Source organism: Cellulomonas sp. 73-92 (assembly GCF_001898175.1).
Taxonomy (GTDB): Bacteria; Actinomycetota; Actinomycetes; order Actinomycetales; family Cellulomonadaceae; genus Cellulomonas.
Genome location: NZ_MKTH01000035.1, coordinates 1 through 15698, shown reverse-complemented (window position 1 = coordinate 15698; position 15698 = coordinate 1). Strand labels below are relative to the sequence as shown.

Sequence of the window (15698 nt, the reverse complement as noted above, 5' to 3'; positions counted from 1 at the left end):
CCCGGTCAGCCCGCGACGGTGCTGCCGGCCGCGGCCCCGTCGTGGCCGGCCTCGTGCTGCGTCGACAGCCTGACGAGCGCGGTGTACGCCGCCTCCGCGGCCTCCTGCTCGGCGATCTTCTTCGCGGTGCCCGTCCCGGAACCGCGGACCTCGTCGGCGACGACGACCTCGGCGGTGAACACGCGGGCGTGGTCGGGACCGGTGCCCGTCACGACGTACTGCGGCACGCCGAGCCCGAGGGTGGCGACGAGTTCCTGCAGGGAGGTCTTCCAGTCGAGCCCGGCGCCGAGGTCGGTCGCCCGGGCCAGGGTCGCGCCGACGAGCCGTTCGACGAGCCCGCGCGACACCTCCAGGCCGTGCGTCAGGTACACGGCGCCGATGACGGCCTCGAGCGTGTCGGACAGGATCGAGTCCTTGTCGCGGCCGCCCGTGGCCAGCTCGCCCTTGCCCAGGAGGATGTACCTCCCGAGGTCGAGCTCGCGGGCGACGCCGGCCAGCGCGCGCTGCGACACGGTGGCGGCGCGCATCCGCGCCAGGTCGCCCTCGGGGTGGTCGGGCTGCTCGCGGTAGAGGCGCTCGGTGACGACGAGCCCGAGCACCGTGTCGCCGAGGAACTCCAGGCGCTCGTTCGTCGGGATACCCCCGGCCTCGTGCGCGAAGCTGCGATGGGTCAGGGACAGCACGAGAAGCTCGGGGTCCAGGTGGACACCGAGCTTCTCCAGGAGCGGCGCGACCGCGGTGCTCACGAGTTCACCTCGAGATCACCGCGCGGACTCACGCGTGCTCGTGCTCGCTCTTGAGCGCCTGCTCGTAGGTGCGCTCGCCATAGGCGCCGCACGCCGGGCACGCCAGGTGCGGCTGCTTGGGCGCCTTGCAGCGGGGGCAGGTGCTGAGGGTCGTGGCAGTGGTCTTCCACTGCGACCGCCGCGCACGGGTGTTGGCGCGCGACATCCTGCGCTTCGGAACAGCCACGGCTAGCTCTCTTTCGTCTCGTCGTCCGTTCCGGTCAGGCCGCCGAGGGCGGCCCACCGGGGGTCAAGCGTCTCATGCGAGTGTCCCGGCTCGTCGGCCAGCCTGGCCCCGCAGACGGGGCACAGACCCGGGCAGTCGGGCCGGCACACGGGCTGGAACGGCAGCATGGGCACCACCGCGTCCCGCAGCGCGGGCTCGAGGTCGAGGAAGTCCCCGTCCAGCTCCCGCAGGTCCTCGTCGTCCTCGTCGCCGTCCTGGGCAGCGACGGCAGCGCGCTCGGGGTAGACGAACAGCTCGGCGAGCGTGACGTCGACAGCCTCCGTCACCTCGTCCAGGCAGCGCCCGCACTCCCCGACCGCCTGGCCGCGGACCGAGCCGGTGACCAGGACCCCCTCCATCACCGCCTCGAGCCTCAGGTCGAGCTCCAGGTCGGATCCTTCGGGGATGCCGATGACGACGGTCCCGAGATCCGCGGGGGCCGGCACCGTCATCCGCATGGTCCGCGTCGATCCCGGACGTCGACCGAGCTCATGGGTGTCGAGCACGAACGGCGAGCGGGGATCGAGGTGGCCAGGGCGCTGCACGGCGTAGTCCCCTCGTCGATCCCGGTCCCAACCACCACCGGCTGGACCAGCGGACGAGTCTACGGCACGCCCGCGCCGCCCCCAAAACGGCCGGGACGGGCTCAGCCGCCGTCGAAGCCCAGCCGACCGGCGAGCTTGGCGCGGCCGGCCTGCACCTGCGCCAGCACCTTGCCGAGGTCGATCTCGAAGTCCGCCAGGCGACGGTCGCAGTAGTCGTCCGCGTCCCGTCGCAGCGCGTCGGCCTGCTCCTGGGCGTCGGCGAGGATCTGGGCCGCCTTCTCGCGCGCCGCCACCGTCACCGCCTCGGACTCCACCAGGCGGTCGGCCTCCTGCCGGGCCTGCGCGACGATCTCGGCCGCGTCCGCGCGCGCCTGCTCCTTCGCCGCGTCGACGTCGGCGAGCAGCGCGTCCGCCTGGGTGAGCTGCTGCGGCAGCGCCTCGCGCGCCTGCTCGACGAGGTCGAGCAGCTCCGCCTTGTTGACCAGCACCGACGACGACATGGGCATCGCCCGCGCGCCGGCCACCGTCGCCGTCAGCGCCTCCAGCACGCCCTGCACGCCGCCGGTCCGCTCGTCGTCCACCGCGCTCACGCCCTCTCCTCCAGCGCCGCGGACACCGCCGCGGCGACGCCCGGCGGCACGAGGTCGTCGATCGACCCCCCGTGCCGCGCCACGTCCTTGACCAGCGAAGACGCCACGTGGGCCAGCGCACCGTCGCCGGGGACGAAGACGGTCTCGACGCCCGACAGGTGCCGGTTGAGCAGGGCCATGCCCAGCTCGGCGTCGACGTCGGCACCGCCCCGCAGGCCCTTGACGACCGCCTGGGCGCCGGACCGCGTGAGGAAGTCCGCCAGCAGCCCGTCCCAGCTCGTCACCGTGACGCCGGTCATGTCCGCGACGGCACCCTCGACGAGCGCGACGCGCACGTCGACCGCCAGCAGCGGGTGCTTGGCGGCGTTGTGCGCGACGACCACGACGACCTCGTCGAACATCGAGCGCGCGCGCCGGATGACGTCCAGGTGGCCCAGCGTGACGGGGTCGAACGACCCGGGGCAGACCGCGAGACTCACGACGGCCAACCTACGCCGGGCTCGGCCCGCGGGCCGCGCGCCCTCGCCGGGGTCACGCGCCCGGTTCGGCCAGCCACAGCGTGGTCTCGCCGTAGCGGCGCTCGTCGAACCGCGCGAGCCCCGCGGGCCACGACGGCTCGGGGCTGCGCGTGGAGCGCTCGACGACGACGACCGCCTGCTCGTCGAGCGCGCCGACCAGGGCGGTCAGCACCGCGCCCAGCGCCGCCTCGCCGACGTCGTACGGCGGGTCGAGGAGGGCGAGCCGCCACGGCGCCGCCGGCGGACGCTCGACGAACCGCTCGACGCGGTCCGTGACGACCGTGACCCGCGCGTCGAGGCCCAGGGTCGCCGCGTTGCGCCGGCAGACGTCGGCGGCGGGCTTGGAGGCCTCCACCAGCGTGACGGAGGCCGCACCCCGGCTCGCGGCCTCGAGGCCGAGCGCCCCCGAGCCCGCGTAGAGGTCGAGGACGCGCGCGTCGGCCACGACGTCGAGGTGCTCGAGCCGGGAGAAGAGCGCCTCCCGCACGCGCTCGCTCGTCGGCCGGGTCCCGCGCGCGGGGACCTCGAGGGTCCGCCCGCCCGCGCTGCCGGCGACGATGCGCGTCACCGACCGGCCGCCGCCGGCTTGCTCCCCGGCGTCCCCGGGGCGCCGCCGGACGCCTCGAAGAGCCGGTCCATGAGGGTGCCGGTGGCGATCGACGAGCCCACCGCGAACGCGATCGCCGACCCGACCACCTGCAGCAGCAGGAACGTCGGGGTGACGTGCCGCAGGATCAGCGCGATCCACGTCGGCAGCAGGCACAGCACGACGAGGTCCGGGCCACGGGACACCACGGTGGTGACGCCCGTCGGCAGCGCGCCGAACGGTGTCGACACGAGCGGCTTCGACCAGTTCGGGCCGGGGCGGTAGGCGGCGCGCACCGTGGCGGCGGCCCACACCGGCGCGCCGAGCGCGGCCAGCACCAGCCAGGTGCCGACGTCACCCGCCCAGCGGCCGAGAGCCGCGAACGCCAGCAGCGCCCACGCGAGCATCGCCACCCCGGGCACGGCCATCCGCAGCCGGCGCACGGTCTTCGCCGCCAGCGGCAGCATCCGGTCGAGGATCGGGTTCATCTCACCGGCGCGCGCGCCCTCGGCGGCTGCGCTCGAGGCGATCCCGCCCGCGACGAGGACCGCGACGAGCACCCCGGGCACGTTCGCCAGCTGCGGCACCACGGTGGCCAGCCACGGGATGAGCGCGGCCACCACGAGCTGCACCAGGTGACGTGGCGAGCGGCGCAGCTGCGCCACGTCGGCCGCGACGAGCGCGCTCGCCGCCCCCCGCACGCCGTGGAACCGGGAGACCCAGCGGCGCACCGGGCGTGCCGACCCGGCCGTCAAGGCGCGGCCGAGCTCACGCGAGTCCAGCGAGACGACGGCGCCCATCGCCTGCGTCGCCACCGAGCCGCTCTCGCGCAGGCTGCGGGCCGGCATCCGATCGAGCCGGCCGTCGACGAGCCACACGAGGGCCGCCACGAGGAGCACACCAACGACCAGCAGCGGCCACGGCGCCACCGGCAGCTGAGCGAGGTGCGCGCCGCCGAGCGCCAGCACGACCGCCAGCACGGCCGAGACCCCGAGCAGCGCGTCGCCCGCGAGCGCCACCCGCCGCCGCGACACCCCGGCCGACTGCACCACCGTGGCCAGCAGCACCAGGAGGGCCGCGACGACGACCCCCGCCGCGGCGGCCAGCAGCGTGCGCTGCCCGCTGTCGCCGAGCAGGCCACCGTCGAGCAGCGCCACGACGGCACCGCCGGCGACCGCGCCGACGATCGGCAGCCGGCGCGCGGCCGGCCGCAGCAGCCCGCGCCGGTCCACCGGCAGCACGAGCCACCAGGCCGACTCCGCCCCCCCGGTGCCGACCGGGCCGAGCCGGCCGGCCAGCGACACCAGCACGCCCGCGCCTGCCAGCAGGGCCACCGCGACCAGCGTCGGCAGGCTCAGGCTCGTCGCCGGCGGCACCGCCGGCGGCGGCGGCAGCGAGGCGCGGACCTGCCCCGCCACGCCGACCGCGACCGCAGCGCCGATCGCCGCCGAGATGACCGCGTAGTACACGTCGCCGAGCAGCGACGACAGGCTCGCGCCGGCGCGCGCCCTGCCCGCCGCGGCGGTGAACCGCCGGATCGAGCGCGCCTCGGGCAGGTCGCCCACGTCGCCGGGCAGCACCGCGGGGCCGCCGTGCGGCAGCTCGTCCGTCACGAGGGGATCCGGGCGATGCGTTCGGCGGCGTCGGCGGCGGAGAGCAGCTCGTTGGCGTGGTCGTCCAGGTGCAGGGCACGGTCGGCGACCGCGCGGACCAGCTCGGGGTCGTGCGACGCCATGAGGACCGCACCCCCGGCGGCCTTCTCCGCGACGAGCCGATCGGCAAGGGCCGAGAGCATGCGCCGGTCCAGCCGCTGCTCGGGCTCGTCGAGCACCAGCAGCGAGCGCGGCCGCGCGAACCCGGCGGCCAGCAGCAGGCGGCGCCGCTGCCCGCTGGACAGGGACACCGGCAGCGACCTGGCGTGGTCGGCGAGGCCGAACTCGTCGAGCAGCTCGTCGACCCGGTCCCACGCGTCGAGGACGCCGTGCCCGCGCGCGACGAGGTACAGGTGCTCGGCCACCGACAGCGACGGGAAGTAGGCGTCGTCGTCCAGCACCGAGGAGACCGCGCTGCGGAACTCGACCGTCCGCTCGTCGACGGGCCTGCCGAGCACGGTCAGCGTGCCGCCGGCCGGCTCGAGCAGGCCGATGACCGCGCGCAGCACCGTCGACTTGCCGGAGCCGTTGGCGCCGACCAGGGCGAGCGCCCGGCCCGGGTGCAGCGTGAAGGTCACCGGTGCGCACACCGGCGCCCCGCCGTAGCCGACGAGCAGGTCCTGGGCACGGGCGACGGGCTGAGGCACGACGGCCAGGGTAGACCGCCCTCCCGGTGGCCTCACACGCGGTCGATGAACTCCTCGCCGGCGCCGCGCAACCGCTGCTCGATGGCGTCGGCCAGCGCCGGCCAGCCGGTCAGCTCCGGGTCGTGGACGACGAGCGCGGTGGCCTCCTCCCGCGCCCGCTCGATGAGGTCGGCGTCGCGCGCGACGCGCAGCAGCCGCAGCGACGACCCGGCGCCGGACTGCGCGGCGCCGAGCACGTCGCCCTCGCGCCGCAGCTCGAGGTCGGCCGCCGCCAGCTCGAACCCGTCCGTGGTCCGCACGAGCGTCTCCAGCCGGGTCCACGCCGGCGTGCCCTCCTCCGCGTGCGACACCAGCAGGCACACGCCCGGCGCGCTCCCCCGGCCGACGCGGCCGCGCAGCTGGTGCAGCTGCGACAGCCCGAACCGGTCGGCGTCGAGCACGACCATCGCCGTGGCGGCCGGCACGTCGACGCCCACCTCGATCACGGTGGTGGTCACGAGGACGGGCGTCTCGCCCGAGGCGAACGCGGCGAGCGCCCGGTCTTTGTCCTCCGACGACATCCGCCCGTGCAGCAGACCGATCGGCACGCCGGCCAGCTCCGGGCGGCCCCGCAGCTCCTCGACCACCTCGAGCACGGCGCGCAGCGGGCGGCGGGTCGCCTTCGCGTCGCCGCCCTCGCCTGCCTCGCCTTCCTCGTCGGCCAGCAGGTCCGCGTCGTCGTCACCCTGCTCGTCGCCGTCCGCGCTGATGCGCGGGCAGACGACGAACGCGCGGCCCCCGGCCGCGACCTGCTCGCGCACGAGCGCCCACGTCCGCGCCACGTAGTTGGGCCGGTCGGCGTAGGCCATGAACGTCTTCACGCCGGATCGGCCGGCGGGCACCTCGCGCAGCACGGACGTCTCCAGGTCGCCGAACACCGTCATGGCCACGGTGCGCGGGATGGGCGTCGCGGTCATCACCAGCAGGTGGGGCTGGACCTCGTTCCGGGTGCGCAGCACGTCGCGCTGCTCGACGCCGAACCGGTGCTGCTCGTCGACCACCACGAGCCCGAGGTCCGCGAACTGCACGTCCGGGTTGAGCAGCGCGTGCGTGCCGACGACGATCCCGGCGGCGCCCCCTGCCGCGTCGGCCAGCGCCTCGCGCCGCGCGGCGGCCGGCAGCGAGCCCGTCAGCAGCGCGACGCGCGTCGCCCGGTCGGCGCCGCCGAGGAAGCCGCCCTCCGCGAGGTCGCCGAGCAGCGCCCGCAGGGTCCGCGCGTGCTGGGCGGCGAGCACCTCGGTCGGCGCCAGGAGGGCCGCCTGCCCGCCGGAGTCGATGACCTGGAGCATCGCCCGCAGCGCGACGACGGTCTTGCCGGAGCCGACCTCGCCCTGCAGCAGCCGCTGCATCGGGTGCGCGGCGGCGAGCTCGTGGGCAATCTGCTGCCCCACCTCCACCTGGCCGGCGGTCAGCGTGAACGGCAGCCGCGCGTCGAACGCGTCGAGGAGCCCCCCGGCCGCGCCCGGCCGCCGCACCGCCGGCTGACCCGCCGCCCGCGCGCGCCGCCGCGCCAGCTCGGCCTGCAGCACGAACGCCTCCTCGAACCGCAGCCGGTGCCGGCCGCGGTGCCAGTCGGCGTCCTCCTGCGGCACGTGCACCAGCCGGAGCGCGTCGAGCAGCGACGGCAGGCGGTGGGCGGAGCGCAGCGCGGGTGGCAGCGGGTCCGGCACGTCGGCGTCCTGGAGCCCGGCGAGCTCGTGGCGGACCGCGTTGCGGATCTGCCAGCTCTGCAGGCTCTGGGAGGCCGGGTAGATGGGGATGGGCCAGGCCGCCTCCTCGCGGGCGCGCTCCTCGTACTCCGGGTCGAACACCTCGAAGTCCGGGTGCAGGAACTGCAGGTGGCCCTGGTACTCGCTGACGACGCCGCTGAACAGACCGCGCCGCCCGGGCACGAGCTTCGCCTCGTAGTAGCGCAGCTTGGCGCGGTGGCCGGCGAAGATCACGATCCGCAGCCGCCCGCGCCCGTCGGTGACGGACGCCTCGAGCATGGCCTTGCCGCTGCGGGTGGCCCGCACGGTCGCGCTCTGGACGTCCGCCACGACGGTGACGTGCTCGCCCAGCACCAGCCCCGACAGGTCGGTCAGCTCGCCGCGGTGCTCGTAGCGGCGGGGGTAGTGCCGCACGAGGTCGCCCACCGTGCGCAGCCCGAGGCCCTCCAGGCTCTTGCCGGACTTCAGCCCGAACGCCTTGGGGACCGGGCGGTCCAGCGGTGCGGCGGACGGGAACGCGGAGACCGTCACCTCAGTCCACCCCGATCCGCCACCGCAGGCCGCCGGCGACCGGCCCGACGAGCACGACGTCGACGTCCGGGTAGGCGGATTCCAGCCAGCCGCGCAGCGCCACCGCGTCGTCGTACGCCTCGCCCGGGCCGTGCTGGACCGTGACCGCCTGCGCCGCCCCCGCGGCCTCCTCGACGAGCGCCCCCGCCGTCGGCGCCAGGTCACCCCACACGTCGACGTCGGCCGTCCGCAGCCGCGCGACCGCCGCCTGCGCCTCGTCGGCCCGCGTCCCGGCCGCGCCGCGGCCGCCGAGCACCGCGAGCGCCGCGACGGCGGTGGCCAGCACGTCCGGCGCGCCGACGAGCTCCAGCTGCACCCCCTCGACCGCCACCGCGCGCGCCGGGCCGGCGAGCTCGTCGTCGCCGGCGAGCAGGACCACGCGCGCTGCGGCGGAGTCGGCGACCGCGCGCGCCAGGTGCTCGGCCGTCACCGGCTCCTCGGGGCAGCGCACGACGACCACGGCGCCGCCGGTCGCGAAGAACCGCGCGGCGCCGGGCTCGGCCGTCGCGATGACCAGCCCGAGGTCGTCGCCGGCGGCCACCTGCTGCGCCGCCCCCTCGACGAGCCGGACGACGACCTGCGTGCGGTCGCCCAGGTGCGCGGCCTCGATGGCGGCGGCCGGGTCGTCCGTGTGCACGTGGACGTGCCACAGGTCGTCCGCCCCGACGACGGCCACCGAGTCGCCGACAGCCGCCAGCCGTTCCCGCAGGGCCGGCCCGAGGTCGGCAGGCTCCGCGGGCGACACCAGGAGCATCACCTCGTAGGCACCGCCGGGCTCGGCCACCCGCCACGCCGCCAGCTCGTCGGGCGCCACCCCGCGGTCCGGCAGCCAGTCGAGCGGCGTCGCACCCGTCCGCGGTGCCAGCGTGCGGTCCAGGGCCTCGAGCACGACGAGCAGCGCGCACGCCCCCGCGTCGACGACGTGCGCCTCGCGCAGCACCGGGTGCTCGGCGCTGATGCGCGCCAGCTCGTGCCGCGCCTGCTCGAGCGCGGCGCCCAGGAGGTCCGACGCGGGTGCGCCGGTGCGCGCGGCATGGCGCGCCTGCTCGGCGACCAGGCGCGCGACGGTCAGCACCGTCCCCTCCTGCGGCCGGGCGACGGCCCCGCGCGCCGCCGCGGCGGCGGCCTCGAGCCCGGCCGCGATCGCCGACGGGTCCGCCGGCTCGTCGTCGGGCAGCGCGGCGGCGAACCCGGCCAGCCACTGGCTGACGATGACGCCCGAGCTGCCCCGGGCGGCCGTCAGCGCCCCGGAGGCGAACGCCCGCGCGACGAGCCCGGGGCCCGCGGTGCCCGGCGCCTTCGCCGCCCGCCGCGCGCCACCGGTGACCGTCAGCCGCACGTTCGTCCCCGTGTCGGAGTCCGGGACGGGGAACACGTTCACCGCGTCGATCCGTGGCGCCGCCTGCGTCAGGAGCTCCGCCGCGACCCGTGCCCAGTCGCGCACCGCCGCGCCGTCCAGCCGCTCCACGCCCGCTCTCCCTCCGCCGGCCCCCACTGTGCCGCAGGCTGCCGACAGGCCGCGCACCGGCACCGCATTTTGGCGCCCGGGAACCGTGGGCTAGTCTTGTCCGGTTGTCCGGCAGCCCCGGACATTCGTGGTGCCCGCAGCGGCCCGCGCCGGTCCCGGCGCCCGAGGACGACGAGCACTCCGCCGACCACCGACCAGGAGTACACCGTGGCAGCCACCTGCGACGTCTGCGCGAAGGGCCCGAGCTTCGGGCACAACGTCTCGCACTCGAACCTCAAGACCAACCGCCGCTGGAACCCGAACATCCAGCGCGTCCGCGTGGTGGAGAACGGCACCCCGAAGCGGCTCAACGTCTGCACGTCGTGCCTCAAGGCCGGCAAGGTCAGCCGCGCCGTCTGAGCCGTCCGAGACCGTTCGTCCGGGGCCTGTGAGGATGCATCCTCACAGGCCCTTGGCGTTTCTTTGACGCGTGGCCTATGGCATCGTGACCATATGGAGCAGACCGACGAGGTGACCATCCGGCTGGCCACGGTCGCGGACGCGGCGGCCATCGCCGAGGTCCACGTGCGATCGTGGCAGCACGCGTACGCCGGCATCGTCCCGGACGAGTTCCTTGCCGGCCTCGACCCCGCTCGCCGCGCCCCCGTGTGGGCGGAGGACCTGCGCCGCGGGCCTGACGAGCACGTGCTGACCTGGGTCGCCGAGGAGGGCGGTCGCGTGGTCGGCTTCGCGACGCTCGGCCCAGGTCGCGACGAGGACGCCGGCCGCGGCGACCGCGAGATCTACTCGATCTACCTCGATCCGGACCAGTGGGGCCACGGCGTGGCCCGCGACCTCATGCGGACGGTCGTGTCCGAGGCGGGCGCCGGCACCCGGATCATGCTGTGGGTCCTCGCCGAGAACGAGCGCGCCCGGCACTTCTACCGCCGCAACGGCTTCGAGCCCGACGGTGTCGAGAAGCTCGCGCCCGTCGGCGGGGCCGAGCTGCTCGAGGTGCGCTACCGGCGCGGCTGATTCACCCGTTCGCCACATCTGTCATGGGTTGATTTCAAGCCGGGGCGGGCCGGTGCCGATTGTCCGGCATGTCCTCTTCGACGCCCACGTCCATCCAGCCGGGCTGGTACGAGGACCCTCAGACCGCCGGGATGCTGCGCTGGTTCGACGGCGTGACGTGGTCGCCGTTCACGAAGCCGCACGCCGCCGTCCCGCGGCGGGCCGCCGTGCCGCAGCCGAGGACAGGTCCGGCAGCGGGCCAGGCGCCCGCACAGGCCACGGACCACTCGGTCGCCGCCGCGCGCGCCGCGCTGCTCGCCGCCGACTCCGGGCCCATCCCGGTGGTGCCGGCCCCGGTCGAGAAGGCACCCGTCGCACCGCCGGCGGCCGCGGCCGCCCGCCCGGTGCCGTCGCCGGCTCCCCAGGCCGGGTCGCCCGTCACGCAGTCCGAAGCTGCCGCGCGCGCCTCCGTGGCCGCCGTCGAGGAGACGCCGGCGGTCGCCCCGGCCGCCTCCTCGGCCACGACGGCGGCGACCGACCGGCTGGCCGCGATCGCGTCGGCGGGCCTGGCCACCTGGCCGTCCCCGGCGGTCGCCCCCATCGCGACGCCGTCCTGGGGACCGCCGGGGGTGGCCGAGCCCGACCCTGGCGCCGCGCGCGGGCCGACGGCGCTGCGCCGGCTCGTCGGCCGGCTGGCGGAGGACCTGCCCCCGTGGCTGCCCGCCGCGATCGCCGGGCCGCTCTCGCTGCGGATGGTGCGCTACGCCACCCGCACCGACCGGTTCCGCGACCGCCTCACCGCCGAGGGCCTCAAGCGGCTCGTCTTCCCGGACGAGACCGCCTGGCAGGCGTCGCTGGCCGCGTGCCTGGGCGTGCTGACGATCGCGCTGTCGGTCTGGCCGCTCGCCGGGTTCGGCGCGTGGCTCGTCACCTGCGCGTTCGCGGGGCTGGGGTTCCGGCGGCTGCGCCGGGAGGTGCTGCTGGGCGGGGCCGAGCGGGCGTGGTTCGGCATCGCCTGCGGCGTGGGCCCGCTGTGGACCGGCCTGCTGGCGCTCGTGTTCCGCTGAGGGGCTCAGCCGGCGAAGTGGTCCCAGCCGGCGGGCACGCTCGGCCTGGCGCCGCCGACGAGCACCTCGGGCGCGCCGTCCGCCGGGGCGGCCAGCACCCGGCCGACGACGACGAAGGGCCCCGGTACAAGAGCCGACGCCGGGAACGTCGCGAGCAGCCCGTGGTCCTCGCCGCCGCCGAGCACCCACGCCGTCGGGTCCTCCCCCAGCACCTCGGCGACCGCCGCCAGGCGCCCCCGGTCGGCGGCGAACGCGTCGGCGTCCAGGTCGATCAGCACGTGTGAGGCGGCGGCCAGCCGGCCGGCGTCGCGCAGCAGGCCGTCGGAGACGTCGATCATCGCGGTCGCACCGGCCCGGGCCGCGACCGGTCCGGCCGCCACCGGGCTGGTGGGGTGCCGGTAGGCCGCGACGAGCTCGTCGTCCAGGGTCTCGAGGTCCGCCGCCAGCAGCGCGAACCCGGCGGCCGAACGCCCCCGCACCCCGGCGTGCGCGACGACGTCGCCCGGCCTGGCGCCGGACCGCGTCACCGGTGCGCGCCCCTCGAGGTCGCCCAGCGCGGTGACCGCCACGGTGACCTCCGACCCTCCGGACAGGTCGCCGCCGACGACGCCGACGCCCAGCGGCCCGCACTCGTCGGCCAGCCCGCGCGCGAGGTCCTCGAGCCAGGCCACCGGCAGGTCGCCCGGCAGGCCGAGCGCCACCACGAGCGCCGTCGGGACCGCGCCCATCGCCGCGACGTCGGCGAGGTTCTGCACGGCGGCGCGACGGCCGACGTCGCGACCCGTCGACCAGGCCCGCCGGAAGTGCCGGCCCTCGACGAGCACGTCGGTGGTGACGACGAACCGCCCGTCCGCCGCGGCCACCACCGCGGCGTCGTCACCCGACGGCAGCAGCGTCGCCCGGCCCGGCGGCAGCAACGGGACGATGCGCGCCAGCAGCGCGTCCTCCGACACCTCGCGCACCAGCGGCTCACCCACGGTCGCCACCGTAGCGTCCCGCCGCGCGCGCGGCCGGAGCGATCCGTGCCGGTGGGAGCCGCCTCACCGGAGGATGGGCGAGGATGTCGCACGTGCCCCGTCGTCGCCTCCAGCGCGCGTGGATCGTCGTGCCCGCCCTCCTCGTCGGCGGGTGCGCGTCCGCGGTGCCGGTCGACCCCGCCGCCCACGCGACCGACCCCGCGTGCGCGGCCCTCGTCCTCGCCACGCCCGACTCGCTCGGCGACGGGCTCGCCCGCCGCCGCACCACCGCGCAGGCGACCACCGCGTGGGGCGACCCCGCGATCGTGCTGCGCTGCGGCGTCGAGCCGCCCGGCCCGACGACGGAGCGCTGCGTGACCGTGCAGTCGGCGCAGGGCCCGAGCATCGACTGGCTGGTCGTGCAGGACGGCGCGACCGGCGGCGCGACGGCCGGGCCGACGCCGACCGGGCAGCCCACGGCCGGCAGCACCCCCGGCACCAGCGACTGGACCTTCACCACCTACGGGCGCGTCCCCGCGGTCGAGGTCCACGTGCCCGCGGCGGTCGCGGCGGCTCGCTCGACGACGTTCCTCGACGGCCTCGCCACGGCCATCGCGGCGCACACCCAGCAGCAGCGCAGCTGCCTCTGAGGGCTCAGCGCAGGCCGGTGGGCCGATGCAGGGCCAGCTGGATGAGCTCGTCGACCAGCGCCGGGTAGTCCAGCCCGGTGGCGGCCCACATCCGCGGGTACATCGAGAACGGCGTGAACCCGGGCATGGTGTTGATCTCGTTGACCACCACGTCGCCGTCGGGTGTGACGAACACGTCGACCCGGGCGAGCCCTTCGCAGCCGACCGCGTCGAACGCGCGGACGGCGACGTCGCGCACCCGCGCGGTGACCTCGTCGGGCAGGTCCGCCGGGCAGGTGAGGTCGACGGACTCCTCGTCCAGGTACTTCGCGTCGAAGTCGTAGAAGGCGTGCTCGCCGTGCACGACGATCTCCCCGGGGAGGGACGCGCGCGCGGGCGCCCCGTCCCGGCCACCGAGCACGCCGCACTCGATCTCGCGCCCGACGATCGCCGCCTCGACCAGCACCTTGGGGTCATGCTCGGCGGCGGCGCGGACGGCGTCCAGCAGGTCGGCCCAGTCGGTGACCTTCGTGATGCCGAGGCTCGACCCGGCACGCGCCGGCTTGACGAACACCGGCAGGCCGAGCGGCGTCGCCCGCTCCAGCACCGCTCCCGGGTCGCGGTCCACCTCGCCGGGCCGCACGACGACGAACGGCCCCACCGGCAGGCCCTGCCCGGCGAAGACGAGCTTCATCATCTGCTTGTCCATGCCGACGGCCGACGCCAGCACGCCGGCCCCGACGTAGCGCACGTCCGCCAGCTCGAGCATCCCTTGGACCGTGCCGTCCTCGCCGAAGGGGCCGTGGAGCAGGGGGAAGACGACGTCGACGTCGCCGAGCGCCTGGGCCACCGGGCCGTGCAGCACCTGCACCGCGCGGTCGCCGGCAGCCTGCGGCAGCAGCACGCGCGCGGAGCTGTCGTCGACCTCCGGCAGCCTCCCGTCGGTGATGGCCCAGCGGTCGGGGTCGTCGTCGGCCAGCACCCAGCGACCCTCGCGCGTGATGCCCACGGCGAGCACGTCGTAGCGGGAGCGGTCGATCGCGCGCAGCACGCCCCCGGCCGTGACGGCGCTGATGGGGTGCTCGCCGGAGCGCCCCCCGAAGAGGACCAGGACACGGGGGCGCGGCGAAGCGGTCTGAGACATCGCGCCCGACCCTACCGCCAGTCGATAGCCTCGCCGGGTGAGCCACCCCGACCTCTCCCCCGCCACGCTCGCCGTCACGGCGGGGCGCCCGCCGCGCGTCCAGGGCGGCCCGGTCAACCCTCCGCTCGTCCTCTCGTCGACGTACGTCTCCACCGGGACGCCCGCGGCCGGTGAGCTGTTCTACACGCGCAACGACACCGAGACGTGGCGCGCGCTCGAGGCCGCGCTCGCGGCGCTCGAGGGGACCGCGCTGCCCGCGCTCGGGTTCGCCTCCGGGATGGCGGCGATCGCCGCCGCGTTCTCGCTCGTGCCGCGCGGCGGGCGGGTCGTCATGCCGGAGCACTCGTACGGCGTGGCGCTCGGCCTGGCCCACGAGCTCGCGACCGTCGGCGACATCCGGCTCACGCTGGTCGACATCGCGGACACGGAGGCGGTCGTCGCGGCGATCGTCGGCGCGGCCGCTACGGGGCACGACGAGCGGGCGACGGCCGCCGTCGCGCACGACGATCACGTGTCGGCCGCCGACCGAGCCGAGCACGACGAACCCCGGAACCGCCGCAGCGATGATGGGCCGGCCGCCCTCCTGTGGATCGAGACGCCGACCAACCCGATGCTCGAGGTCGCCGACACGCCGGCCCTCGCGGCGGCGGCCCACGCGGTCGGCGCGCTCGTCGTGGCCGACAACACGTTCGCGACGCCGCTCGTCGTGCGCCCGCTGGAGCAGGGCGTGGACGTCGTCGTCCACTCGGTGACGAAGTACCTCGCCGGGCACAGCGACGTCGTGCTCGGTGCCGCCCTGACGTCCGACGACGGTCTGCGCGCCCGCCTCGCCTCCTACCGCACCGTCCACGGCGCCATCCCCGGGCCCTTCGAGGTGTGGCTCGCGCTGCGCGGCCTGCGCACGGTGGCGCTGCGCGTCGAGCGGTCGCAGGCCAACGCCGCCGAGCTCGCCGCGCGGCTCGTCGGGCACCCCGGCGTCGTCGAGGTGCGACACCCGTCGCTGCCGTCCGACCCCGGTCACGAGCGCGCCGCGCGCCTCATGGACGGCTTCGGCTCGATCGTCGGGCTGCGGCCGGCCGGCGGCGCCGCGGGGGCGGACGCAGTCGTCGACCGGGTGCGCCTCTGGCTGCCGGCCACGAGCCTGGGCGGGGTCGAGTCGAGCCTCGAGCGCCGGCGCCGCTTCGCCACCGAGTCCCCGACCGTGCCCGACGACCTCATCCGCCTCTCGGTCGGCATCGAGGACGTCGAGGACCTCTGGCGCGACCTCGACCAGGCGCTGCGCAGCTGACGCGGCCCGGACTCGGCACCGCGGCGACGGGCCTTGTCGCGACGTCGAGCCGGCCGTCGGCGTGCCGCTGTCCCGCCGCTCTGTGTCAGGACCGCGAGGCCCCTGCGGGATCAGCCCGGTTACCCCACCCGTTCGGAGAGCATCCCTGGCGTTGCCGGATCCCCGTCTTCGGGCACGACGAATGTGCGCTTTGACCTGGACAAACACTGTCAGCTCGGCGTATCATCGAACACATGTTCGCACGCGTTGGTCTCGCCGGAGAGCGCACTGTCGCGCTGTCCGACGA

General features: G+C 76.3%; 17 protein-coding genes. 5 read left to right on the top strand and 12 right to left on the bottom strand.

Translation table 11 applies throughout. The features are described 5' to 3' along the window. Positions 1–5 precede the first annotated feature (5 nt). The 10 genes from rnc to BGO37_RS17570 all read right to left on the bottom strand — a co-directional run bounded on the left by rnc (position 6) and on the right by BGO37_RS17570 (position 9335). The gene (gene rnc, locus BGO37_RS17615; protein WP_291757126.1) at positions 6–746 is read right to left on the bottom strand and encodes a ribonuclease III; all 741 of its coding nucleotides are present in this window, start codon (positions 744–746) and stop codon (positions 6–8) included. A gap of 28 nt (positions 747–774) precedes the next feature. Then, on the bottom strand, positions 775–972 hold the full coding sequence (gene rpmF / locus BGO37_RS17610; protein ID WP_291757125.1) for a 50S ribosomal protein L32: 198 nt from the start codon (positions 970–972) through the stop codon (positions 775–777). Between the two features lie 2 nt (positions 973–974). Continuing rightward, on the bottom strand, positions 975–1556 hold the full coding sequence (locus tag BGO37_RS17605) for a DUF177 domain-containing protein (protein WP_291757124.1): 582 nt from the start codon (positions 1554–1556) through the stop codon (positions 975–977). A 101-nt stretch (positions 1557–1657) separates the two neighbouring features. Further along, on the bottom strand, positions 1658–2146 hold the full coding sequence (locus BGO37_RS17600) for a hypothetical protein (protein WP_291757123.1): 489 nt from the start codon (positions 2144–2146) through the stop codon (positions 1658–1660). Then, positions 2143–2625 (bottom strand): pantetheine-phosphate adenylyltransferase, encoded by a 483-nt coding sequence (gene coaD, locus BGO37_RS17595; protein WP_291757122.1) that lies wholly within the window; start codon positions 2623–2625, stop codon positions 2143–2145. The genes BGO37_RS17600 and coaD overlap by 4 nt, the downstream gene beginning before the upstream one ends. A gap of 52 nt (positions 2626–2677) precedes the next feature. Beyond that, positions 2678–3232: a 16S rRNA (guanine(966)-N(2))-methyltransferase RsmD gene (gene rsmD / locus BGO37_RS17590; protein WP_291757121.1), complete on the bottom strand. Its 555-nt coding sequence runs from the start codon at positions 3230–3232 to the stop codon at positions 2678–2680. Further along, the gene (locus tag BGO37_RS17585; RefSeq protein ID WP_291757119.1) at positions 3229–4863 is read right to left on the bottom strand and encodes a DUF6297 family protein; all 1635 of its coding nucleotides are present in this window, start codon (positions 4861–4863) and stop codon (positions 3229–3231) included. Before BGO37_RS17585 ends, rsmD begins: the two co-directional genes overlap by 4 nt. Beyond that, positions 4860–5549 carry an ABC transporter ATP-binding protein gene (locus BGO37_RS17580; RefSeq protein WP_291757118.1) on the bottom strand — a complete coding sequence of 230 codons (690 nt, stop codon included), beginning with the start codon at positions 5547–5549 and terminating at the stop codon, positions 4860–4862. The genes BGO37_RS17585 and BGO37_RS17580 overlap by 4 nt, the downstream gene beginning before the upstream one ends. A gap of 32 nt (positions 5550–5581) precedes the next feature. Beyond that, entirely contained in the window at positions 5582–7828 is a 2247-nt protein-coding gene (locus tag BGO37_RS17575; RefSeq protein ID WP_291757115.1) for an ATP-dependent DNA helicase RecG, read from the bottom strand. 1 nt (position 7829) lies between these two features. Then, the gene (locus BGO37_RS17570) at positions 7830–9335 is read right to left on the bottom strand and encodes a DAK2 domain-containing protein (protein ID WP_291757113.1); all 1506 of its coding nucleotides are present in this window, start codon (positions 9333–9335) and stop codon (positions 7830–7832) included. 207 nt (positions 9336–9542) lie between these two features. On the opposite strand from BGO37_RS17570, the gene rpmB reads away from it, so the two are divergent. From rpmB to BGO37_RS17555, 3 genes are all read left to right on the top strand, one after another. Further along, on the top strand, positions 9543–9734 hold the full coding sequence (rpmB, locus tag BGO37_RS17565) for a 50S ribosomal protein L28 (protein ID WP_291757111.1): 192 nt from the start codon (positions 9543–9545) through the stop codon (positions 9732–9734). Between the two features lie 93 nt (positions 9735–9827). Further along, a complete protein-coding gene (locus tag BGO37_RS17560; RefSeq protein ID WP_291757110.1) occupies positions 9828–10349 on the top strand; it encodes a GNAT family N-acetyltransferase in 522 nt (173 codons plus the stop codon). A gap of 68 nt (positions 10350–10417) precedes the next feature. Beyond that, positions 10418–11395 (top strand): DUF2510 domain-containing protein, encoded by a 978-nt coding sequence (locus tag BGO37_RS17555; protein ID WP_291757108.1) that lies wholly within the window; start codon positions 10418–10420, stop codon positions 11393–11395. 5 nt (positions 11396–11400) lie between these two features. Here the strand turns inward: BGO37_RS17555 and BGO37_RS17550 are convergent, their stop codons facing one another. After that, positions 11401–12372: a thiamine-phosphate kinase gene (locus BGO37_RS17550; protein ID WP_291757107.1), complete on the bottom strand. Its 972-nt coding sequence runs from the start codon at positions 12370–12372 to the stop codon at positions 11401–11403. Positions 12373–12464: 92 nt separating this feature from the next. On the opposite strand from BGO37_RS17550, the gene BGO37_RS17545 reads away from it, so the two are divergent. Continuing rightward, positions 12465–13001 (top strand): DUF3515 family protein, encoded by a 537-nt coding sequence (locus tag BGO37_RS17545; RefSeq protein WP_291757105.1) that lies wholly within the window; start codon positions 12465–12467, stop codon positions 12999–13001. A gap of 4 nt (positions 13002–13005) precedes the next feature. On the opposite strand, the gene BGO37_RS17540 is transcribed toward BGO37_RS17545, so the two are convergent. Next, positions 13006–14124: a D-alanine--D-alanine ligase family protein gene (locus BGO37_RS17540; RefSeq protein WP_291757103.1), complete on the bottom strand. Its 1119-nt coding sequence runs from the start codon at positions 14122–14124 to the stop codon at positions 13006–13008. Positions 14125–14161: 37 nt separating this feature from the next. Between BGO37_RS17540 and BGO37_RS17535 the strand changes: the two genes are divergently transcribed. After that, positions 14162–15412, top strand: a complete 1251-nt coding sequence (locus tag BGO37_RS17535) for a PLP-dependent aspartate aminotransferase family protein (protein WP_291757102.1) — start codon at positions 14162–14164, stop codon at positions 15410–15412. Positions 15413–15698: the final 286 nt, after the last annotated feature.

What these genes read in the sequence shown, in the direction of transcription:
- BGO37_RS17560 (WP_291757110.1), top strand. Translation starts at nt 9,828, where the DNA reads ATGGAGCAGACCGACGAGGTGACCATCCGGCTGGCCACGGTCGCGGAC.
- BGO37_RS17555 (WP_291757108.1), top strand. Translation starts at nt 10,418, where the DNA reads ATGTCCTCTTCGACGCCCACGTCCATCCAGCCGGGCTGGTACGAGGAC.
- BGO37_RS17540 (WP_291757103.1), bottom strand. Translation starts at nt 14,124, where the DNA reads ATGTCTCAGACCGCTTCGCCGCGCCCCCGTGTCCTGGTCCTCTTCGGG.